We start from the raw sequence: 21,922 nt of genomic DNA, 5'->3' as shown, positions 1-21,922 counted from the left end.
GAATGCTCACAGGCTAGCCGACGATTGCGTTCCGGGCAACACGACTCAGCCGGGGTTGATCTCGCCGAAGGACAAGGGTTGGCGGGTGCAGAGGTAGGTTGCCCAGTGCAACTTTGTGGGGGTGCCGGAGGGGTCGCGGGTGATGTGGAGGAGTTCGCCGGTTTCGCGGCCGGAGATGGTGCGGTAGGTGTCTTCGGAGAGGCGTTCGAAGACGGCGGGGGACTGGTATTCGGCGGCGGCCGGGGACTTGGCCTCGAGTACGCCGTTCTTCACCGAGAACACGAACGGCGAGCCTTCGGTGAACCAGGTGCCGAGGACGCCGGCGAGTTCGGTGGGGACCTCGGTGCCGGGGACCCAGGCGTCCGGCGGGAGCGGGTCGTCCTCGAGGACCTTGATGATCAGGTCGGTGGCCAGCGCGCTGGGGGCCGGCGACGACGTGGCGCCGAACAGCGCGATTCCCGCCGTACCGGACGCGCGGTCGACGAAGGTCGACGTGATGTGGCCGGGCATGCCGCCGTCGTGGCCGACGAACAGCCGGTCGCCGCGGCGCAGCAGCATGAACCCGAGCCCGAACGCGAGCTGCCAACGGTCGACGTCGGCCATGATCTGCACCTGGCACATCTCGTCCAGCGTGTCCTTCGACAGCACCTCGTCGACCGGGTCCGCGACGAACATCGCCCACTTCGCCAGGTCCTCCGCGGTCGACGCGAGCCCGCCGCACGCGTCCATCGCGCCGATGTCGAGCAGCGGCTCCCGCACCGGTACGTCGGACCACGGCGGCACGTAGTACCCGGTCTGCGCCGGCCCGCCGTCCATCCCGACCGTCGTACGGCGCATCTCCAGCGGGTCCAGGATTCGCGCCTTGACCGCGTCGTACCAGGACCGGCCGTCGATCCGCGCGACGATCTCGCCGAGCAGCGAGAACACCAGGTTCGAGTAGTGGAACCGGTGGTGCGGCTTGCCGATCCGCTCCGCCGCGTTCCAGCCGGGCACCAGTTCCTCACGGGACGGGAACTTCATCAGGTCCCACACGTCGCCGACCAGTTCGCGCTGCATCCCGCTGGCGTGGCTGAGCATCTGCCGGACCGTGATGCCCTCGTGCTTGCTGTCCGGAATCAGCTTCTCGATCGGATCGTCGAGGCTGAGCTTGCCCTCGTCGCGCAGCGCCATGATCGCGACCGCGGTCAGCGTCTTGCTCTGCGACGCGATCAGGAACTGGGAGTCCGCGGTCGGCGGTACGCCGGGACTCTCCAGGTCGGCGGACCCGACCCCGGTCGACCAGGCGAGCGACCCGGCGCGGGCGACGGCGCCCACCACCCCGGGAACCCGGCCCTTGGATTGACGTTCGGCGACGATTCGGGAGAGCGCGACCTGCGTCTGCGCGGCGATTTCTGTCACGCCTTCCGACCTTAAGGCAGGAGAGTGACAAAAGGCAGGGTGTTTGGTCGGGCGGATGTGCGAGGCTGGTGGGGTGCGCATAGCGGTGCTTGGGCCTCTCGCGATGTGGGCGGCCGATGGGACTCCGCTCGACATCCGGGGCGTCCGCCTGCGCGGACTACTCGCGCGCCTCGCGTTGAGCGCGGGCCGGCCGGTCAGCGTCGAGACCTTGGTCGACGGGCTGTGGGGCAGTGAGGCGCCGAGTGCGAACGCGCTGCAGTCGCTCGTGTCCCGGCTGCGGGCGAGCCTGCCGGCCACCGAGTCGAGCATCTCCGTCCAGTCCGGTCCGGCGGGCTACACGCTGACGATCGGCCCGGACTGCGTCGACGCCCTCCAGTTCGAGGAGCTGGTACGGCGAGGGCGTGCGCTCCTCACGTCCGACCCGGAGCAGGCGCACACGCTCCTCACGCAGGCCGAGAAGCTGTGGCGTGGCGACGCCCTCACCGACCTGCGCGACCTCCCGTTCGCCGCAGTGGAGGCGGACCGACTGGCCGAGCTGCGCCTCGCTGCAGCGGAGGACCAGGCCGAGGCGGCCGTCAGCTGCGGTCACGCCCGCGACCTGATCACAGACCTCGAACACCTCGCCGTCACCCACCCGCTCCGCGAGCGCGTACACGAGCTCCTCATCCGCTCCCTGTACGCCGACGGTCGCCAGGCGGAAGCGTTGGCGGCGTACGAACGTCTCCGGACCACACTGGCTGACGAGCTGGGAGCCGACCCCGGCACCCGCCTCCGCGACCTGCATGTCTCGGTACTGCGTGGCGACGCAGTAGACCCGACTGCCAAGACAGTCGCCGTACCAGCGCCAGCAGCGCCCCGCAGCAACCTACGCGCGCCGATGACCAGCTTCGTCGGTCGCCGAGAGGACGTGGCGGAGCTGACGCGCCTCCTGAGCAACGGGACCCGTCTGGTGACCATGGTCGGACCAGGTGGTGCTGGCAAGACCAGACTGGCCACTGAGACCGGCAGGACGCTGGTAGGTCAGTCCGGCGACGGCATCTGGTTCGTAGAGCTCGCACCACTCGGTGACTCGGCCGACGTGGCGCCTGCGGTCCTGTCCACGCTCGGCGCCAGCGAGTACGTCGACCTGCCGGCGTCACCGTTCGGCGGGCCGAAACACCTTCCCACGAGCCGCGCCGCAACCCTGCGACTTGTCGAGGTCATCGGCGACCGCCGGATCCTGCTCGTCCTCGACAACTGCGAGCACCTCGTCCAAGAGGTCGCCGGCATGGTCGACTCGCTGCTGGCCTCCTGCCCGCGGCTCCGCGTACTCACCACCAGCCGCGAGCCGTTGAGCATCCCCGGTGAGCACCTGCATCCGGTCGGTCCGCTCGGTCTGCCTCCAGTGGACTCCGTCACCGACGAGTACCCGGCGATGCAGCTGTTCGTCGACCGCGCCCGCGCCGTACGTCCTGACTTCCAGCTGACCGACACCAATCGTGAGGCGGTCGCCGAGATCTGCAGGCGACTCGACGGGATGCCCCTGGCGATCGAGCTCGCGGCAGCTCGGCTGCGGGCGCTCAACCCGCCGCAGATCGTGGACCGGCTCGCGGATCGGTTCCGGCTGCTCACCAGCGGCTCCCGGACCGCACTGCCCCGCCACCAGACGCTGCGGGCAGTAGTGGAGTGGAGCTGGGACCTGCTGGACCCGGACGAGCAGGCGGTCGCCCGGCGACTCTCACTGTTCTCCGGCGGCGCAACACTCGACGCGGCCGAGCAGATCTGCAGCGACGAGAGCATCCCGCCCGAGTCCGTGCTCGGCGTACTCGCGTCCCTTGTGGACAAGTCACTCGTCGAGGCCGCGGCCGACGAACGGTCCGTGCGCTACCGGATGCTGGAGACGGTCCGTGCGTACGGCGGTGAGCAGCTGAAGGCCTCGGGTGAGTACGACCGGTTCCGGCACGCGCACACCATGTACTTCAGCCGCATGCTGCGCAAGGCGCGGCCGAAGCTGCGGACCGGTGAGCAGATCGAGTGGATCGCCCGGCTGACCGCCGACAACGAGAACCTGATCGACGCGCTCCGGACGGCGATCGACATCGGGTCGGCGCGGGTCGCCGTCCAGATGGTCGCCGTACTGGGTGAGTACTGGTCGATGAGCGGCCGCCCGGCCGAAGCGGTGAGCTGGATGCAGGCCGCCCTCGCCGTACCGGGTAAGAGCGTTTCGCTGGACAGGGCCGAGGCGCTGTACCTGCTCGCGCTCGGCCGGATGTCCACCGAGGAGGAACCGTCTACGTCGTTCCGGCAGATGATCCGTGGAATCGCCACGGTCCGCTGGATGACCCGGCGGCACCGGATCCTCGTCGACTCCGGGATCGGCCTGTTCACCAATGCGATCTGGGCGGCGATCCGGCGGGACAAGGCGACCTGCTTCGCCGAGCTCGAGGCCGCGGGCCGGCACCCGGATCCCTGGATCCGGAACATGGGCGTGATGACGAGCGCGATGTTCCGCGAGAACGAAGGGGAGGTCGACGAGATGGCGGCCAACCTGACGATCGCGCTCGAGGGTTTCCGCGAGCTGGGCGACCGCTTCGGTATGTCGATGGCGCTGCGCGGACTCGCCGGCTACCAGGCGAGCCACGGTGAGCACGCGCAGGCTCTGGAGGCGCTGACCGAGGCGCTCCGGCTGGTCGAGGAGCTCGGTACGACGGACGGCGTCGCGCAACTGCTCGGCGGCTGCGCGATGAGCCGGATCGAGCTCGGCGACTACGACGGCGCACGCGCCGATCTCGAGCGGGCCATGCGACTGTCGGAGGAGACCGGGTCTCGTGGCGGCCAGGCGATGGCCAACATGGGACTGGCGCGGCTGGCGCACCGCACCGGTCGCTTCGACGAGGCGAAGGAGCTCGCGGAGCTCGGCTACTCGATGCTCGACCAAGAGGCGGAGCGTGTGGCACCGCACGGGCAAGCGGCACTGCTCTCGCAGCTGAGCCGGGTGTACGCGTCCACCGGCAATGTCGAGGAAGCGCAGCGGTGCGGCCGCGAGGCGGTCGTGCTGGCGCTCAGCACCGAGGACATGCCGGTCGCGGCAGCTGTCGTCGAGACGTCGACGGACGCGCTGGTCGTGGCCGCCGGGAACCGCACCGCCGAGCTGACTGCGGCCGCCCGGACGCTCGGTCTCGCGGCCGCGATCAAGGGCACGCGGGCGATCCCGGACGCCGACGTACAACGTCTCGTCGACGGACTGCGCGATGCCCTGGGCAACGAATCGTACGAGACGGCGTACGGCGAAGGCGCGGCCCTGACCCGCACCGACGCGGTCGCCGAACTCCGGAAGCGCTACAGCACCGACTAAGCCGTGATTAGTTGGACCGCTAGGTCGCGGAGAGACTGCTGGACCTTCTGCTCCGGTGGCCGGGGGTCGGTGAGCATCCAGTCGTAGACGACGGTGTTCACCGCGCCGAAGAACGCGAGCGCGAGGAAGCGGAAGTCCTTGCGTTTGATCTCGCCGCGCTCGACCGCGGAGTCGCCGAGGGCCTGCACGTTGCCGATCAGCAACTCCCGGAACGCGATCCGCTGCTCCTCGACCGCCGGGCTGGTGCCGACCACCTCGACGAACGAGATCCGGGCCTGCCGGAGGTCGGCCATGATGGTGCGCAGGTACGAGTCGACGGCCGCCGCGATCCGCTCCCGCACCGGCCGGTCGGCCGTCCGGCGGAGCGCGTCCCCGGTGGTCCGGACCGCCAGCTCGATGACCTGCGCGTGCACCGCGAGGAGCACCGCTTCCTTGTTCTGGAACTCGTGATAGAAGTGCCGCGTGGACACTTTCGCCTGTGTACACAGGCGTTCCACGGATGTCGCCGGATATCCTTCGGTCCCGAAGAGTTCGAGCGCAGCAGCCAGTAGCCGTTCCCGGCGCGCGGCCTTCCACTCCTCGACTGACCGCCCGGAATAACGGCGTACGGAGGGTTCCCTCATCACACCTCTTGTCGCTACCCCGTGCCAGATCCCGGACATACTATCCACCCCTCGGCCCGGGCGTAACCGGGTTACCGCCATCGAGCCTCTTCAACGCGACTTTGGGTGCGCACCAACCATTTTCCGCGGCCGGAAGTGGTTGGTGGGCGCCCAAAGTCGGCTCGGGGGATGGCATGCTCGGGGTGTTCGGCGACCGCCTTCGCTGAGAGGTGAGACGTGGATCCACGGTTCGACTTGCCCCTGTACACCCGGGCTGAGGCCGCACTGCACCTTGGGCTGCCGGCTACGACGCTCGGGGACTGGTTGCGGTCCGGTGCCCTGGAGGCGGGCAGCGGGAGCCGCGGCGAGCCGACGATCACGTTCGCCGGCCTGGTCGAGACGCACATGCTCCGGCACCTGCGTCGTACCGGCCTGTCCCTGCACGCGATCGGCGAGGCCGCGGTCGCCCTGCGCTCTCGGGCCGGCCGACGCTATCCACTGGCCTGGTCGGGCCTCGCCCACGACGGCCGCGACCTCCTGGTCGAGATCGCCGCCGAGGGCCGCGAACAGGGCTGGGAACGGATCCGCGACAGCCAAGGCGGCTTCCCCGGCGTCCTCCGCCGCGGCTCAGCCGCGATCGGCTGGTCGGACGACGGGTACGCCGGAACGCTACGGCTGGTGATCTACCACGACATCGACGTCATCGTGAACCCCGAACGCTCCCACGGCCGCCCGATGGTCGACGACGTCCAGGTAGAAGACGTCATCACCCAAGTCCGCACCGGCACCCCCTACCGAGACATCGCCACCAAGTTCAACCTCGAGGACTTCGAAGTAGAAGCCCTGGTCCGCCCCCACATCCGCACACCCGCCTTCCACAAAACCCGCCCCCACGAAACCCAACCAGACTCTCTGCTCTGACGATCTACTTGCGGTCGTCGCGGATGCGTTTGGCTTTGCCTAGGGAGCGTTCTAGGGCGTGGGGAGGTAGGACTTCTACGGTGGCGGTGACGCCTACTCGGTCTTTGATTCGGTGGGCGAGGGTGGTGGCTGCGGTGCTGTGGTCGGTGAGGGTGGGGGCGGCTTCGACCTGGACGGTCAGTTCGTCCAGGCGGTGGGGGCGGGTGAGGATGCAGAGGTAGTGCGGGGTCAGGCCTTCTACCAGGAGGATTTGTTCTTCGATCTGGGTGGGGAAGACGTTGACGCCGCGGACGATCATCATGTCGTCGGTGCGGCCGGTGATCTTCTCCATGCGGCGGAGGGCGGGGCGGGCGGTTCCGGGCAGCAGCCGGGTCAGGTCCCGGGTGCGGTAGCGCAGTACCGGGAAGGCTTCCTTGGTGAGCGTGGTGAAGACCAGTTCGCCTTCGGAGCCGTCGGGGAGTACTTCGCCGGTGACCGGGTCGATGATCTCCGGGTAGAAGTGGTCCTCCCAGATGTGCAGGCCGTCCTTCGTCTCCACGCATTCCTGCGCGACGCCGGGCCCCATCACCTCGGACAGGCCGTAGATGTCGACGGCGTGGATGCCGGTGCGTTCCTCGACCTCGGTGCGCATCTGCTCGGTCCACGGTTCGGCGCCGAAGATCCCGATCCGCAGCGACGTGTCCCGCGGGTCGAGGCCGCGGGCCTCCATCTCGTCGACGATCGAGAGGAAGTACGACGGGGTGACCATGATGATCCGGGCGCCGAAGTCGCGGATCAGGTCCACCTGCCGTTCGGTCATCCCGCCGGAGACCGGTACGACGGTGCACCCGAGCCGCTCGGCGCCGTAGTGCGCACCCAGTCCGCCGGTGAACAGGCCGTACCCGTAGGCGACATGGCAGACATCACCCGCGCGCCCACCGGCCGCGCGGATCGATCGCGCCATCAGGTCGGCCCAGTTGTCGAGGTCCCGCCGTGTGTACCCGACCACCGTCGGCCGCCCCGTCGTGCCCGATGAGGCATGGACCCGAACCACCTCGGTCCTGGGCACCGCGAACATTCCGAACGGATAGTTGTCGCGCAGATCCTTCTTCGCGGTGAACGGCAATCGGCTCAGATCGCTCAGATCAGTAAGGTCGCCAGGTTTGAAGCCGACCGAGTCCAACGCGGCCCGGTAGTGCGGGACGTTCTCGTAAGCCCGTCGTACGGTTGCCTGAAGCAACGACAACTGCCGGGCCCGCAGCTCGTCGATCGACAACTGCTCGCCGGCATCACGCAGCTCCGTAGGACAAGCATCACCGAGCATGAAGAACCCCTAAGGACGGGCGAGCAGGGTCGCGATGCCCTGGCCGACGCCGATGCACATGGTGGCCAGCGCGTACCGGGCGTCGCGGTGGCGAAGCTCCAGGGCCGCGGTGAGTGCGAGGCGGGCTCCGGACATCCCCAGCGGGTGGCCGAGGGCGATGGCGCCGCCGTTCGGGTTGACGTGTTCGGCGTCGTCGGGGAGGCCGAGTTCCCGCAGTACGGCGAGGGACTGCGCCGCGAACGCCTCGTTCAGCTCGATCACGTCGATGTCGGACAACGCGACCCCTGTGCGATCGAGCAGCTTCCGCGTCGCGGGCGCCGGTCCGATGCCCATGATCCGAGGCGGTACGCCGGCTGCCGCCGTCCCGACGACCCGCGCCAACGGCGTCACGCCGTACTGCTCCACGGCCTCACCGCTCATCACGAGCAAGGCCGCCGCTCCGTCGTTCACTCCCGACGCATTCCCCGCGGTCACGGTCCCGGGCGATCGGAACGGAGTCTTCAAACCGGCAAGAGCTTCGAGCGACGTCTCGCGCGGATGCTCATCCACATCGACGACAGTGACCGCCCCGCGCTTACCCGGTACGTCGACTGCGACGATCTCCTCGGCCAGCCGCCCGTTGGCCTGTGCCTTGGCGGCTCGCTGCTGCGACCGCAACGCGAACAGATCCTGGTCCTCGCGAGAGATCGAGAACTCCGCGGCGACGTTCTCGGCCGTCTCCGGCATCGAGTCGATCCCGTACTGCGCCTTCAGCGCCGGATTGACGAACCGCCACCCGATCGTGGTGTCGAAGACCTCCGCCTGCCGGGCGAACGCGGTCGTTGCCTTCGGCATCACGAACGGCGCCCGCGACATCGACTCGACGCCGCCGGCCACCACGATGTCGTTGTCCCCGGCAATGATCGACCGGGCGGCGGACGCGACCGCGTCCAGGCCAGATCCGCAGAGCCGGTTGATCGTCGTCCCGGGAACCGAGTCCGGCAGCCCGCTGAGCAGCACCGCCATCCGCGCGACGTTCCGGTTGTCCTCGCCGGCCTGGTTCGCGCAGCCGAGGATCACGTCGTCGATCCGGGCCGGGTCCAGCGCGGTCCGGTTCAGCAGCGACGAGATCGCGTGCGCGGCGAGATCGTCCGGGCGGACCATGGCGAGCGCACCGCCGTACCGCCCGATCGGAGTGCGGACCCCGTCGACCAGAAACGCCTCGCGCGTCATGACTCCTCCACAATGTTTCCGGACAGTTGGCGGCTGCGGCCGCGGAACTCGGCGATCACCTCGTCGTCGCGGGTGACCGTGATGTCGTAGATCGCGTTCCGGCCGAACCGGGTCCGCTCCCGGGCGTCGGCGACCAGCAGATCGCCGCGGTGCGCCGGGGCGACGAACACGATGTCGCAGGCCTGCGCGACCGTCACCTGGTTGCGCGAGTTGCAGGCGAACGCGAACGCCGAGTCGGCCAGACTGAACACGAATCCACCATGCGCGATCCCGTGCCCGTTGACCATGTCCTCGCGCACCGGCATCTCGAGCCGCGCCGTACCCTCGCCGACCGCCACCAGCCGCATCCCCAGCCCGGCGCTGGCGGTGTCCTCCGCCCACATCGCCGCCGCCACGCGCGCCGCCAAGTCGTCCATACGTTGCCCAATCGAGAAGAGGCTTGTGACACCCTAGTACGAATCGCGTCAACGACTGTAACATCGCCCTCATGACCGCAGACCTGCTCTCTTCCCACCGCGAGCGCCTCAACGGTGCGCTGAAGGCGATCCACGACCGCGGCTACCACTCCGCGTTCCCGGAGTCACCGAGCCCTCGGGTGTACGGCGAGACCGCGGCGGCCGACGGCAAGGCGGCCTTCGAGGCTCATCTGGGTACGACGTACGCGCTCGAGATCCCCGGATCGCGCGGCACCGTCGTCACCGAGCAGTCGCCGTACGGGATCGCGATGGACGTCTCGTACCCGCGGGTGGTCGAGGACGGTCTGGACGAGCTGCTGACCGCGGCCCAGCAAGGGCTCGCGGACTGGCGCCGGGCTGGGATCGACGGGCGGACCGGGGTCGCGCTCGAGATTCTCGAGCGGTTGCACAAGCGGATCTTCGAGCTCGCCAACGCGGTCCAGCACACCAGCGGTCAGGCGTTCGTGATGGCGTTCCAGGCCGGCGGCGCGCACGCGCTGGACCGCGCGCTGGAGGCGGTCGCGTACGCGCACGAGGAGATGAACCGCTACCCGGCGACCGCGACCTGGGAGAAGCCGGCCAAGGGCGACCCGATCCGGATGGAGAAGACGTTCACGGTCACCGGCCGCGGCGTCGCGCTGGTGATCGGCTGCAACACATTCCCGACCTGGAACTCCTGGCCCGGTCTGTTCGCCTCGCTGGTGACCGGCAACGCGGTCGTCGTCAAGCCGCACCCGTTGGCCGTGCTGCCGCTGGCGATCACCGTCGACGTCTGCCGTGAGGTGCTCGCCGAAGCCGGTTTCGACCCGAACCTCGTCACCCTGGCGACCGAGCGCGCCGGCGACGGCCTGGCCAAGCCGCTGGCGACCCGGCCCGAGGTGAAGCTGATCGACTTCACCGGCGGCAGCGAGTTCGGCGAGTGGCTGGAGCAGAACGCGACCCAGGCGACCGTCTTCACCGAGAAGGCCGGCGTGAACGCGGTCATCATCGACTCGACCGACTCCTTCAAGGCGCTGACCGGCAACCTCGCTTTCACGCTCTCCCTGTATTCCGGCCAGATGTGCACCACCACCCAGAACCTGTTCGTCCCGGTCGGCGGGATCGAGACCGACGAGGGGCACAAGTCCTTCGAGGAGGTTGGCGCCGCGCTCGCGACAGCGATCGGCAAGCTGCTCGGCGACGACGCCCGCGCGGTCGAGATCCTCGGCGGCATCGTGAACCAGGCCGTGATCAGCCGCCTCGAGCTCGCCCCGGAGTACGGCGACGTGGTGCTGGAGTCCCGCGCGATCCAGCACCCGGCGTTCCCGGACGCGGTTGTCCGTACGCCGCTGCTCGTGGCGATCGACGCCGACGACGCCGACGTGTACGGGCGCGAGTGCTTCGGCCCGGTGTCGTTCCTGGTCAAGACGGCCGACACCGCGCAATCGATCGACCTGTTCCGGAAGACCGTCGCCGAGGGCGGCGCGATGACCGCCGGGATCTACTCGACCGACTCCAAGGTCCTGGACGAGGCCCGGGACGCGGCCCTCGACGCGGGCGTCGCGCTGTCCGAGAATCTGACCGGCCAAGTGTTCGTCAATCAATCGGCTGCTTTCAGCGATTTCCACGGCACCGGCGCGAATCCGGCGGCCAATGCGACATACACCGACGGCGCATACGTTGCGAGTCGCTTCCGCGTCATTCAATCTAGGCGACATGTCTAATGCGCCGGATTCCACGAACCTGAACGAGGTACTCGCCTACTACGACAGCTGGCTGGCGTTCAACCAGCGGTACCAGCGGGTGCCGGGCGTCCAGGTCGCGGTGTACGCCGAGGACGCGATCGCGTTCTCGGCGGCGTACGGGCTGGCGGATGTGGAGAACGACGTACCGCTGACCGACCAGCATCTGTTCCGGATCGCCTCGCATTCGAAGACGTTCACCGGGACCGCCATCTTCCAGCTGATCGAGCAGGGCCGGCTGCGGCTGGACGACAAGGTGTCCCAGCACGTCACCGAGATCGTCGGTACGCCGATCGGCGAGCGGACCGTCCGGGAGCTGCTCGCGCACGCCGGCGGCATCACCCGGGACAGCCTGGACGCGGGCTGGTGGCAGTTGTCCACAGCCTTCCCGGATCGCGACCAGTTGCTCGCCGTACTGCGTGACGAGACGTCGGCCGTGATCGCGGAGAACGAGCGCTTCAAGTACTCGAACATCGGCTACGGCCTGCTCGGACTCGTCGTCGAGGCGGCGAGCGGTACGCCGTACAACTCGTATGTCCAGACCGCGATCGTGGGCAAGCTCGGGCTGTCGGGTCTCGGCCCCGAGCTGGATCCGGCCCGGCTGAACGAGTACGCCGCCGGGTACAGCGCGCTGACGTACGCCGACACCCGCGTCCCGATCGAGCACATCGACACCCGCGCGCTGGCCTCGGCGACCGGGTTCTTCGGTAACGCACGCGATCTGGTGACGTACTTCTCCGCGCACCTGCCCGGCGACAACCGGCTGCTCTCGGACAAGTCCAAGCGCGAGATGCAGCACCCGCTGTGGACGACCGGTTCGGACGAGAAGGCGCGGTACGGCCTCGGTCTGGCGGTGAACAAGGTCGGCGACCGGGAGGTGTTCGGGCACGGCGGCGGGTACCCGGGCCACATCACCAGGACGCTCGTCGACCCCGAGAAGCGGATCGTCGTCTCGGTGCTGACCAATGCGATCGACGGGCCTGCGTCGCAGCTCGCGGAGGGGTTGTTCCGGCTCCTCGACCTCGCCGAGTCGAAGGACCGCGGTGCAGGCGACCTCGCCCGCTTCACCGGCCGTTTCGCGAACCTCTGGGGCGTCACCGACTTCGTCGTGATCGGCGGCCGCCTGTACGCGACCGACCCGTCCAGCCCGAACCCGGCCGACGAGCCGCAGCCGCTCGAGGCGGACGGCGACACGCTCCGCGTCACCGGTGGGAACGGCTACGGCTCGTACGGCGAGTCGTACCGCTTCACGTTCGACCACAACGGCGCAGTCGAGACAGTCCACGGCTCCAGCGGCCTCACGCTGCACCCCATCGACACCTTCACCCTCCCGGAGCGAGTTACCGTGGCCCCGTGACCATTCACGGCGACCACCCGTTCCTCCCGCCCGAGTCCGAGCGGAGTCCGGTACGGCGGTTGCGCGGCCGGCTGCCGTCGCCGGTCGGGTTGTGGACGACGGCGTACGACGGGAAGCGGGCCGGGCTCACGGTGTCGTCGATGCTGGTGGCGGACGGCGAGCCCGGGTACGTGATCGGGCTGCTCGACGCGGAGTCCGACCTGTGGGAAACGTTGCGCGAGGCAAGGACCGCGGTGGTGTCGCTGCTCGGCGAACCGCACCGCCAACTGGCCGACGCCTTCGGGTACGTCGCACCCGCTCCGGGCGGCCCGTTCCGGATGATCGACTGGACGGACACCGCCTGGGGCCCGGCGCCCGTTGGCGTCAGCACCTGGGCCGGCTGCACCCTCGTCGACCCCAACCCGCCCGAAGTGGGATGGGGTCTGCAAGTGCAACTCGAGATCGCCCACGTCGAGTTCGCCGCCGACGACGTACCAACCCTGGTCCACCGCCGAGGACGGTACGTGACCATCTAATGTGAGCTGCATGCGAGCCACAGTGATCCATGGAGCGTTCGACGTACGGCTGGAAGATCGTCCGGACCCGAAGATCGACGGGCCGGGGGACGCGGTGGTCAAGGTCGTTGCCTCATGCATCTGTGGATCCGACCTGTGGCCGTACCGCGGCGAGAACCCGGTCAAGCAGCCGCGGCCGATCGGGCACGAGTTCGTCGGCATCGTCGAGGAGATCGGGTCCGAGGTCCGCACGGTCAAACCGGGTGACTTCGTCGTCGCGCCGTTCGTCGTGAGCGACGGCACCTGCCCGCACTGTCTGGCGGGCTACCAGACCGCCTGCCAGAACCTGGTCGGCTACGGCAGTGACAAGGCGGACGGCGGTCAGGGCGAGTACGTGAAGCTTCCGTACGCCGACGGCACGCTCGTCGCGACGCCGGAGGTACCCGACGACTCGCTCGTCCCGTCGCTGCTCACACTGTCCGACGTGATGGGCACCGGGTGGCACGCGGCGCGGTCGGCGCGCGTGAAGGCCGGCGACACGGTAGTTGTCGTGGGCGACGGTGCGGTCGGGCTGTGCGGCGTACTCGCGGCTTCGCGGATGGGTGCGGAGCGGGTTGTTGCCCTGTCGCGGCATGAACCACGGCAGAAGTTGGCGAAGGAGTTCGGGGCCACGGACATCATTTCCGAGCGTGGCGACGCGGCGCGGGACGCCGTACTCGAACTGACCAAGGGCGTCGGGGCGGACGCCGTCCTCGAATGTGTCGGGACGAAGCAGTCGATGACGACCGCGTTCGAGGTCGCGCGCGCCGGGGCCACGGTCGGGTTCGTCGGCGTACCGCACGGGGTCGAGGTGCCGATCGGGACGATGTTCGGGCGGAATGTCGGCCTGAACGGCGGGGCGGCGCCGTGCCGTGCGTACCTGCCGGACCTGATGGCCGACGTTCTGGCCGGTGAGATCGATCCGGGCAAGGTGTTCGACTCGCAGATTCCGCTTGCCGACGTCACTGAGGGGTACACGGCGATGCACGAACGGCGAGCGATCAAGGTGCTGTTGCGGCCCTGAGCGTTTGCGCAACGTGAGTGCGCGTTAAGGCCGTTCGAACAAGGAATGTGCGCGCTCTCACACTGTCAAGGTGCGCGGGGTCACGGCTGCGCAACGCGCCTGCGCGGAACGTTGACACCCGGTGCGTGCCGTCCCAGAGTTGCACCGTCAAGGGGGCATCGTTGTCACAGGCGGCTCCATCTATTGATCGGAGAGTGAATCATGCGTGGTGGTCTGAGTAAGACCCTGGCGCTGGTGGGCGCGGCGGGTCTTCTCGCGGTGAGCGCCTGCGGAAACAGCGACGACAGCGGCGGCGGAGACTCGTCCGCGAACAAGGACGTCACTGTCTTCACCTGGTGGGCCGACGGTGGCGAGAAGGCTGGACTGGACGGCATGGTGTCGGTGTTCAACACCGAATGCAAGGACTACAAGTTCGTCAACTCCGCCGTCGCCGGTGGCGCGGGCGCGAACGCGAAGCAGGTGCTGGCCAACGACCTGCAGGCGGGCAAGCCGCCGTCGACGTTCCAGGCGCACGCCGGTGCCGAGCTGAAGGACTACATCGACGCCGGCCAGGTCGACGACGTCAGCCAGCTGTACAAGGACTACGGGCTGGACAAGGCTTTCCCGCAGAACCTGCTCGACAACCTGACCGTCGACGGCAAGATCTACTCGATCCCGGCGAACATCCACCGGGCGAACGTGGTCTGGACGAACCCGACGGTGTTGAAGAAGGCGAACATCGACGCCACCAAGGCGCCGGCGAACGTGGACGCGTGGATCGCCGACCTGACCAAGCTGAAGGCCGCCGGTGTGGCGGCGCCGCTGGGGCTCTCCAAGGGCTTCGCGCAGGAGATGCTGGTCGAGGCCGTGCTGCTGGCGGAGCTCGGTCCGGACAAGTTCAAGGGTCTGTGGGACGGCAAGACGGACTGGGCCGGCGGCGACGTGACCGCGGCGCTGAACAAGTACAAGACGCTGCTGTCCTTCAGCAACGCCGACCGCGAGGCGATCGACTGGTCGGACGCGCTCGGCTACGTCAACGCCGGCAAGGCCGGCTACACGCTGATGGGTGACTGGGTCGCCGCGCAGCAGTTGTCCAACAAGATTCCGGACTCGGCGTACACCTACTGGCCGGCGCCGGGGACCGGGGACTCGTTCCAGTTCCTCGCCGACTCGTTCACGCTGCCGACCAACGGCGCGGACCCCGACGGTGCGAAGTGCTGGCTGAAGGTCGTCGGCTCGGCCGAGGGCCAGAAGGCGTTCAACACCAAGAAGGGCTCGATCCCGGCCCGCTCGGACGCCGACCCGGCCGACTACCCGAAGTACCAGCAGGGTGCGATGGCGGACTGGAAGAAGGACACGATCGTCCCGTCCTGCGCGCACGGTGCCGCGTGCACCGCCGGACAGAACAACGACATCCTGTCCGCGCTCAGCCAGTTCAGCGGTAGTCAGGACGTCGCCAAGCTGCAGTCGGCGATCGGCGCCGCGATGAAGAAGAGCTGATGAAGGTCGAGTTGAGGACCGATCTCGAGTTGGAGGACTGAGCGGTGCACGGAAGAATTCGCACCTGGGGACCTGGAGCCCTGGTGCTGCTGCCGACCGTGCTCCTGCTCGGGTACTTCGTCTACGGGCTGATCGCATGGTCCGTCAACACCTCGCTGACGAACCGGCACACGGCCCGCAAGGGCCCGGCCGACTACGTCGGGCTCGAGAACTACGGGCACCTGTTCGGTGAGGACCGGTTCCTCAACTCGCTGAAGAACCTCGGCGTGCTCACGGTGGCGTTCATCGTGGGCACGCTGATCTTCGGCCTGCTCTGGGCGCTGCTGCTGGAGAAGGGCGTGCCCGGCGAGTCGATCTTCCGGTCCGTGTACCTGTTCCCGATGGCGATCTCGATGATCGCCTCGGGCGTGGTCTGGGGCTGGTTGCTGAACCCGTCCCAGGGCGATGACGCCCGTGGGCTGAACCGGCTGTTCCAGATCCTCCATCTGAACTTCCTGGAGAATCCCTGGTGGACCGCCGGCAGTAGATGGACGACGATGGCGTCCATCGCGTTGCCGGCGGTCTGGCAGATGTCCGGTTACATCATGGCGCTGTTCCTGGCCGGCTTCCGGGGGATCCCGCCGGAGTTGCGGGAGGCGGCCCGGGTGGACGGCGCGTCGGAGTTCAAGCTGTACCGGCACGTGCTGTTCCCGCAGCTGTCGCCGATCGCGTTGTCCGCGCTGATCATCCTCGGCCACATCTCGCTGAAGCTGTTCGACCTGATCTACGCGATCACCGGGCCGAACCAGTTCCGCACCGAGGTGCCGGCCGTCTTGATGTGGAACACCTTGTTGCGCAGTGACCAGGCCAAGGCGGCAGCGATCGGGATCGTGATGCTCGCGGTCGTCGCCGTACTCGTCATCCCGTATCTCGCGTGGACCGTTCGGCAGGAGAACGAGGAATGACCGCCGTAGAGGCCGCGACCGGCCACACCGCCGCAGCGATCCGGCAGAAGCCGCGACGCGGGGCAACCGCCGACGGGACGACCCGGCGCAGCCGGACGATCCGTTACGTCCTGCTGCTCTTGTTCCTGCTGTTCGTGCTGACCCCGGTGTACGTCGTACTGGTCACGAGCTTCAAGACCTCCGGCGACACCACCGCGGCCTCGCAGTGGAACCTGCCGAAGGAATGGACGCTGGAGCCGTGGCGCAAGGCCTGGGACGTGCTGCAGCCGTACATGATCCGGTCGCTGTCGCTGGCGATCCCGGCCGCGATCATCTCGTCGCTGATCGGGTCCGCGAACGGGTTCGTGCTGGCCCGGTGGCGGTTCCCCGGTGCGAACATCGTGTTCGCGTTCATCCTGTTCGGGATGTTCATCCCCTACCAGGCGGTGATGCTGCCGCTGCGGACGACGTTCACCGAGCTGGACGTCACCCGGGGCGTGCCGACGCTGATCCTCGCGCACTGCATTTACGGTCTGCCGATCTGCACGCTGATCTTCCGGAACTACTACGCCACGATCGTGCCGAACGAGATCATCGAGTCGGCCCGGGTGGACGGCGCCGGGTTGATCCAGACCTACCTCCGGATCATCCTGCCGATCTCGATCTCCGGGTTCGTGGTGACGCTGATCTGGCAGTTCACCTCGGTCTGGAACGACTTCCTGTTCGCGTTGTTCCTCACCCAGCAGAACAACGGGCCCGTGACGCTGGGCCTGGCGGCACTGGCCGGCGGCCAGAAGGTCGACTACGCGGCGAGTATGGCGGGCGCGCTGATCACGTCGTTCCCGACCCTCATCGTCTACATCCTCCTCGGCCGCTGGTTCATCGGCGGCCTGATGGCCGGCGCCCTCAAGGGCTGACCCCACCCCGCAACGCGTCTTTGAGCACCCACCAACCACATTTCCACTCGCGAAACGGTTGGCGGGTACTCAAGGACGGACGGCGGGGTTGTCCACAGGGCGCGCTGACCGGACTGCGGGGGAGGGGGTGCGGGCGGTAATCTCACGGAGGTGACCAAGTCTCCGAGTGGACGGGACGGACGGCGCAGCCATCTGCGGCTCGTCGGCTCCGACCCGGGCGAGCCGCCCGCGCCGGCGGCGGCTGTGGATGTCGACACGACGCCGAGCGTCGCCGTGCTGGAGACCCTGCTGGAAACGCTTGCCCTCGACATGGCCGCGGTGCCGGCCGCTCTGCATCCGGTGATCGCCGAGGCGTCGGTGGCTCGTTCGGCGGCGATGCTCGCCGACCAGCTGTGGCCGGCCGGGCTCCCGGACGAGATCGGCGAGGTGGAGCGGTTCTTCTGGGCCGACGCGGCGCGGGTGCTCGGTGAGCGCCGTGACCTCGAGTCCTTCGTCCTGCTGACGAGTCTGGCCCGGACGGTCGGCCCGGCCGGGCGGTTGCCGCTGCAGCGGGCGCATGTGTCCCGGTTGCGGACGCAGGACGAAGTACCGGAATGGGTGACCCGGATCGCCGGCTTCCGGCTGACCAGCGCGATCGTGTCCGAGGACATCACCGGTGACGGGCTGAGCGTCGTGCTCGACTACGACGACGAGCAGCATCCGCACACCGTGGTGGTGTTCATCGACAACAATCTCGGCGCGATCATCAAGGACGTGTTCGTCGGCCCGCCGGTGGACCGCGTCCTGGAGGCGTACGAGCGCGGCGGCCGGGTGACCATCCGGACCGTGCGCCCGCCGATCGCGGCCGGCATCATCCTGCAGGCGCTGGGCGAGACCCGCGACTACGACGATCCGCCGGTCAGCGAGGACTTCGAGTTCTTCACCGGCCTGCTGGTGAACCGGCTGACCCAGATGCCGGAGCGCCCGGTCCGGCCGCCGATCCGCCCGCTGATGACCCCGCGACAGCGCGAGCAGCTGGTCGAGGAGTTCCTCGAGTCGCGGTACGCCGTTGGTCTGCCCGACGACGCCGCGGACATCGCCCGGCTGTGGATCGATCACGCGGTCGACCACACCGTCGGCGGTCCGCAGCGCGTCAGCGGCGTACTGGTGGAGCTCTTCCTCGCGCACTGGTTGCCGCGCAAGGTCCTTGCTGACAGCACCTATTTCGACGCGGTCCCGCTGGTCGTGAAGGCCTGGCTCGAGTTCGCCGGCGAGCGGACCCACCTGCCGCTGGACACCGTCGACGAGGCGGTCGACGCCGTCGACGTCTGGCAGCCGGCCCTGGAAGCCGCCGCGATGATCGACCCGGTCGGCTCGAAGCCTGGCGAGCGGGTCTTCCTCGACGACGCGACCAACGACCTGGAAGACGCTTACCGAGCCCTGGCCGGCCTCGGTTCCCCGCCGCAACCCGACCTCCGCGGCCTGGACAACCAGCAAGCCGCCACCCTCTCGGTCCTCGCACCGCACGCCTGGCTGATGGCCGGCGAAACCCTCGGTACGTCGTACGCACCGGACGCCTTCGACATCGCCGAACGCCTGGTCCGCGACGCCCCCGACCTCCTGGCCAAGGCCCGCCTCTCCACCTGGCCCCGAGCCATCGTCTGGCTCCTCGCCCACCGCCACCGCCTGGTAGGCCCCGGCGAAACCCTCACCCCCTACACCCTCGCCACCGACCTCTCGTCCTCTCCAGCAACCTTGCGAAAAACCGCAAAACTCCTCACCGACACGTTGATCCTGCCCCGCTGATCTCACCCGCCGGGCCTGTGCCCGCAGCTGTTGAGCCGCGACGGACAATGGTGAACATGCATGTGCGTGCGCCGGAGCTCAAGGGTCGTGGGTGGTTGAACACCGGGGGACAGGAGTTGTCGCTCGGGGACTTCCGTGGACGCTTTTTGTTGTTGGATTTTTGGACCTTCTGCTGCATCAACTGTCTGCATGTGCTGGACGAGTTGCGGCCGTTGGAGGAGAAGTACGGGGACGCGCTGGTGATCGTGGGGGTGCACTCGCCGAAGTTCGCGCACGAGGGTGAGGAAGCCGCCGTACGGGCTGCTGTCGAGCGGTACGAGGTGGGGCATCCGGTGCTGGACGACCCGGAGCTGATCACCTGGCAGAACTACACCGCCCGCGCCTGGCCGACACTGGTCCTGGTGGATCCCAACGGGTACGTCGTCGCGCAGTACTCCGGTGAAGGCCACGAGCACGCCCTGGACGCCCTGCTCGCCGAGCTGATCGTGCAGCACGAAGAAGCCGGTACCCTCACCCACGGCCGGTCGCCGTACGTCGCGCCGACGCCCGAGCCGACGGATCTGCGCTTCCCCGCGAAGGTCGTTGCGGTGGACAACGGGTTCCTGGTCGCGGATGCGGGCAACCACAGCATCGTCGAGCTCGCCGCTGACGCGACCACCGTCGTACGCCGGATCGGGACCGGTGACCGTGGCTTCGTCGACGGCCCGGCGGCCGAGGCTCGGTTCTCCGAGCCCAACGGTCTGGTGGTACTCCCGGCCGATGCCGCCGACCGCCTTGGGTACGACGTGGTGGTCGCGGACACCGTCAACCATGCGCTGCGGGGGATCTCGTTGGCCACCGGCGAGGTGCAGACGTTGGTTGGCACCGGCAAGCAATGGATGGACGGCGACGGGAGCGACGTACTGAGTTCGCCGTGGGATGTCGCCTGGTGGGGCGACAAGGTGTGGATCGCGATGGCCGGCGTGCACCAGTTGTGGACGTTCGATCCGTTCAGCGGGGAGACCGCGGTCGCGGCCGGCACGACCAACGAAGGGCTGAAGGACGGGCCGCTCGGCGAGGCGTGGTTCGCGCAGACGAGTGGGCTCGCGGCGGACGGCGATCGACTGTGGCTGGCCGATTCGGAGATCTCGGCCCTGCGGTGGATCGACACCGAGGTGCACACCGCCGTCGGCACCGGGCTGTTCGACTTCGGGCTGCGCGACGGCAAGGCGAGCGAGGCGTTGTTGCAGCATCCGCTCGGTGTGACCGTCCTCCCGGACGGATCTGTCGCGATCGCCGACACATACAACGGCGCCGTACGTCGTTATGACCCGCGGACCGAGACCGTCGAGACGATGGCCACCGGGCTGGCTGAGCCGAGCGGGGCGGTTGTCGTGGGCAACGAGCTGCTCGTCGTCGAGTCTGCTGCGCACCGCCTGACCCGGATCCCCCTCGGCGCCTCCGCGACTGCCGACGAGTTCAGCACGCGGACGCAGCGCCCGCCGATGGATCTTGCTGCTGGCGAGGTCACGCTCGAGGTGGTATTCAATCCGCCGCCGGGGCAGAAGCTGGACGACCGCTACGGCCCGTCCACGCGGCTGCTGGTTTCCTCCACCCCGGACAACCTGCTCCGCGAAGGTGCGGGCGACTCCACCGATCTCGTACGCCGGCTCGTCATCGACCCGCACGCCGGCTCCGGCGTCCTCCACGTCGCCGTCCAGGCCGCGTCGTGCGACGACTCCGCCGAGGTGGAGTTCCCCGCCTGCCACATGCACCGCCAGGACTGGGGCGTCCCCGTCCAGATCACCCCCGACGGCCCGAACCGTGTCGAACTCGTCCTCTCCGGTAGTAAGTAACTTGTTTGACGGAGGGGTACCGTCGAAGGTGTAGGACCAAGGACTCGCCTGGGAGGCTCGGATGAGCATCGGTGTGGGGATCTTTTTGATGGTGGTGGGCGGCATTTTCGCGTTCGCCGTCCGCGACACCTGGGACGTCGTGAACCTGCAGGTCGTCGGCTACATCCTGCTACTCGCCGGCCTGGCCGGCATCCTGCTCTCCTTCTACATCACCAACCGCCGCCGGCGTGTGGAGACCGACGCCATCGACCCCGCCATCGAAGAGGAGTACCGCGTCGTCGAGGAACACCACCGCGACATCAAGGAGTAGGTCGGTCCTCAGCGGCTGTGGAGTTCGATGTCGCCTGAGGTGGTGGTAGCGGTCAGGGTGTGGCCGGCGGTCGTGGTGTTGCCGAGGCCGTCCTCGACCTCGCCGTGCTTGCTCTCGGTCGTGACTTTGTAGGCGCCGGTCGGGGCGCTGACCTCGATATCGCCGCTGGTGCCTTTGGCGCGGACGTCGTTGGCCTCGGAGAGGTCGAGTTCGATATCGCCGGACGTGGTCTCGACGTCCACGGCGCCGCCGCTCAGGTCCTTGGCCTCGATGTCGCCGGAGTTGGCCTTGACGTCGAGTTTTCCGGTCAGGTCCTGCACGGACACGTCCCCGGACGTCACGTCGAGGTTGACGTCGCCCTTGACCTCGCGGAGCTCGACCTTGCCGGAGGTGGACTTCGCGTCGACCCCGGCCACTCCCGTGATCTCGAGGTCGCCGCTGCCGTTCTCACCGGTGACCTTGGTGCCGCGCGGCACGGTCACCTCGAAGTCGGCGGTGCACTGCCAGCCGCAGTCGCCGTCCAGCTTGAGCACGCCGTCGTTCACCGAGTACGCGTCGCCGTGCTTCCAGAACCAGAACTTGCGCTTCTCCCGGACGCTGGCCTGGTCGTCGTCGGACACGTTGATCGTGATGTCGGCGTGGCCGGCGGCGAGCTGGACCGTGGTGATCTTGTCGTCGATCTTGTGCGTGTCGTCGGAGTCCCGATCCCCGAACTGCCAGAACGCCAGCCCGGCCGCCGCCACCAGCAGGATCACGCCGAGCTGCTTGTTCTCCGCCATCGTCCGCCTCTTCTCGAGCCCACCCACGTTGTCG

General features: G+C 68.4%; 18 protein-coding genes. 12 read left to right on the top strand and 6 right to left on the bottom strand.

Annotated features, from left to right (window positions below):
• Positions 1-45: 45 nt before the first annotated feature.
• Positions 46-1,398 (bottom strand): serine hydrolase domain-containing protein, encoded by a 1,353-nt coding sequence (locus ACLJOO_RS09845; protein ID WP_410786560.1) that lies wholly within the window; start codon positions 1,396-1,398, stop codon positions 46-48.
• An 85-nt stretch (positions 1,399-1,483) separates the two neighbouring features.
• On the opposite strand from ACLJOO_RS09845, the gene ACLJOO_RS09840 reads away from it, so the two are divergent.
• Positions 1,484-4,732: an AfsR/SARP family transcriptional regulator gene (locus tag ACLJOO_RS09840; RefSeq protein ID WP_410786559.1), complete on the top strand. Its 3,249-nt coding sequence runs from the start codon at positions 1,484-1,486 to the stop codon at positions 4,730-4,732.
• Here ACLJOO_RS09840 and ACLJOO_RS09835 read toward each other — a convergent pair.
• On the bottom strand, positions 4,729-5,355 hold the full coding sequence (locus ACLJOO_RS09835) for a TetR/AcrR family transcriptional regulator (RefSeq protein WP_410786558.1): 627 nt from the start codon (positions 5,353-5,355) through the stop codon (positions 4,729-4,731). The two genes, ACLJOO_RS09840 and ACLJOO_RS09835, sit on opposite strands and share 4 nt — an antisense overlap.
• A gap of 216 nt (positions 5,356-5,571) precedes the next feature.
• On the opposite strand from ACLJOO_RS09835, the gene ACLJOO_RS09830 reads away from it, so the two are divergent.
• Positions 5,572-6,255, top strand: coding sequence for a hypothetical protein (locus ACLJOO_RS09830; RefSeq protein ID WP_410786557.1), 684 nt, complete (start codon positions 5,572-5,574; stop codon positions 6,253-6,255).
• A 4-nt stretch (positions 6,256-6,259) separates the two neighbouring features.
• Here ACLJOO_RS09830 and paaK read toward each other — a convergent pair whose 3' ends face one another.
• Genes paaK through paaI form a run of 3 tightly spaced genes read right to left on the bottom strand, consistent with a single transcriptional unit; the run spans position 6,260 to position 9,186 of the window.
• Positions 6,260-7,558, bottom strand: a complete 1,299-nt coding sequence (gene paaK / locus ACLJOO_RS09825; RefSeq protein ID WP_410786556.1) for a phenylacetate--CoA ligase PaaK — start codon at positions 7,556-7,558, stop codon at positions 6,260-6,262.
• A 9-nt stretch (positions 7,559-7,567) separates the two neighbouring features.
• Positions 7,568-8,770 (bottom strand): 3-oxoadipyl-CoA thiolase, encoded by a 1,203-nt coding sequence (gene pcaF, locus ACLJOO_RS09820; protein ID WP_410786555.1) that lies wholly within the window; start codon positions 8,768-8,770, stop codon positions 7,568-7,570.
• Positions 8,767-9,186: a hydroxyphenylacetyl-CoA thioesterase PaaI gene (gene paaI / locus ACLJOO_RS09815; protein WP_410786554.1), complete on the bottom strand. Its 420-nt coding sequence runs from the start codon at positions 9,184-9,186 to the stop codon at positions 8,767-8,769. The genes pcaF and paaI overlap by 4 nt, the downstream gene beginning before the upstream one ends.
• A 71-nt stretch (positions 9,187-9,257) precedes the next feature.
• On the opposite strand from paaI, the gene paaN reads away from it, so the two are divergent.
• From paaN to ACLJOO_RS09765, 10 genes are all read left to right on the top strand, one after another.
• On the top strand, positions 9,258-10,928 hold the full coding sequence (paaN, locus tag ACLJOO_RS09810; RefSeq protein WP_410786553.1) for a phenylacetic acid degradation protein PaaN: 1,671 nt from the start codon (positions 9,258-9,260) through the stop codon (positions 10,926-10,928).
• A complete protein-coding gene (locus ACLJOO_RS09805) occupies positions 10,921-12,303 on the top strand; it encodes a serine hydrolase domain-containing protein (RefSeq protein WP_410786552.1) in 1,383 nt (460 codons plus the stop codon). The genes paaN and ACLJOO_RS09805 overlap by 8 nt, the downstream gene beginning before the upstream one ends.
• Complete coding sequence (locus ACLJOO_RS09800) at positions 12,300-12,818, top strand: flavin reductase family protein (protein ID WP_410786551.1); 519 nt, start codon at positions 12,300-12,302, stop codon at positions 12,816-12,818. The genes ACLJOO_RS09805 and ACLJOO_RS09800 overlap by 4 nt, the downstream gene beginning before the upstream one ends.
• A 10-nt stretch (positions 12,819-12,828) precedes the next feature.
• Positions 12,829-13,860, top strand: coding sequence for a zinc-dependent alcohol dehydrogenase family protein (locus tag ACLJOO_RS09795; RefSeq protein WP_410786550.1), 1,032 nt, complete (start codon positions 12,829-12,831; stop codon positions 13,858-13,860).
• 201 nt (positions 13,861-14,061) lie between these two features.
• Positions 14,062-15,339 carry an ABC transporter substrate-binding protein gene (locus tag ACLJOO_RS09790; RefSeq protein WP_410786549.1) on the top strand — a complete coding sequence of 426 codons (1,278 nt, stop codon included), beginning with the start codon at positions 14,062-14,064 and terminating at the stop codon, positions 15,337-15,339.
• Between the two features lie 44 nt (positions 15,340-15,383).
• The gene (locus ACLJOO_RS09785; protein ID WP_410786548.1) at positions 15,384-16,283 is read left to right on the top strand and encodes a carbohydrate ABC transporter permease; all 900 of its coding nucleotides are present in this window, start codon (positions 15,384-15,386) and stop codon (positions 16,281-16,283) included.
• A complete protein-coding gene (locus ACLJOO_RS09780; RefSeq protein WP_410786547.1) occupies positions 16,280-17,179 on the top strand; it encodes a carbohydrate ABC transporter permease in 900 nt (299 codons plus the stop codon). The genes ACLJOO_RS09785 and ACLJOO_RS09780 overlap by 4 nt, the downstream gene beginning before the upstream one ends.
• 150 nt (positions 17,180-17,329) lie before the next feature.
• Complete coding sequence (locus tag ACLJOO_RS09775; RefSeq protein WP_410786546.1) at positions 17,330-18,964, top strand: hypothetical protein; 1,635 nt, start codon at positions 17,330-17,332, stop codon at positions 18,962-18,964.
• Positions 18,965-19,011: 47 nt separating this feature from the next.
• Positions 19,012-20,799, top strand: a complete 1,788-nt coding sequence (locus ACLJOO_RS09770) for an NHL domain-containing thioredoxin family protein (protein WP_410786545.1) — start codon at positions 19,012-19,014, stop codon at positions 20,797-20,799.
• A 61-nt stretch (positions 20,800-20,860) separates the two neighbouring features.
• Complete coding sequence (locus ACLJOO_RS09765; protein WP_410786544.1) at positions 20,861-21,109, top strand: DUF6458 family protein; 249 nt, start codon at positions 20,861-20,863, stop codon at positions 21,107-21,109.
• Positions 21,110-21,117: 8 nt separating this feature from the next.
• Here the strand turns inward: ACLJOO_RS09765 and ACLJOO_RS09760 are convergent, their stop codons facing one another.
• On the bottom strand, positions 21,118-21,888 hold the full coding sequence (locus tag ACLJOO_RS09760) for a DUF4097 family beta strand repeat-containing protein (RefSeq protein ID WP_410786543.1): 771 nt from the start codon (positions 21,886-21,888) through the stop codon (positions 21,118-21,120).
• Positions 21,889-21,922 lie beyond the last annotated feature (34 nt).

The organism is Kribbella sp. C-35, from assembly GCF_046549195.1.
GTDB lineage: Bacteria > Actinomycetota > Actinomycetes > Propionibacteriales > Kribbellaceae > Kribbella.
The sequence above is the reverse complement of the archived record's forward strand: the minus strand, read 5'-3'. Positions and strand labels throughout refer to the sequence as shown.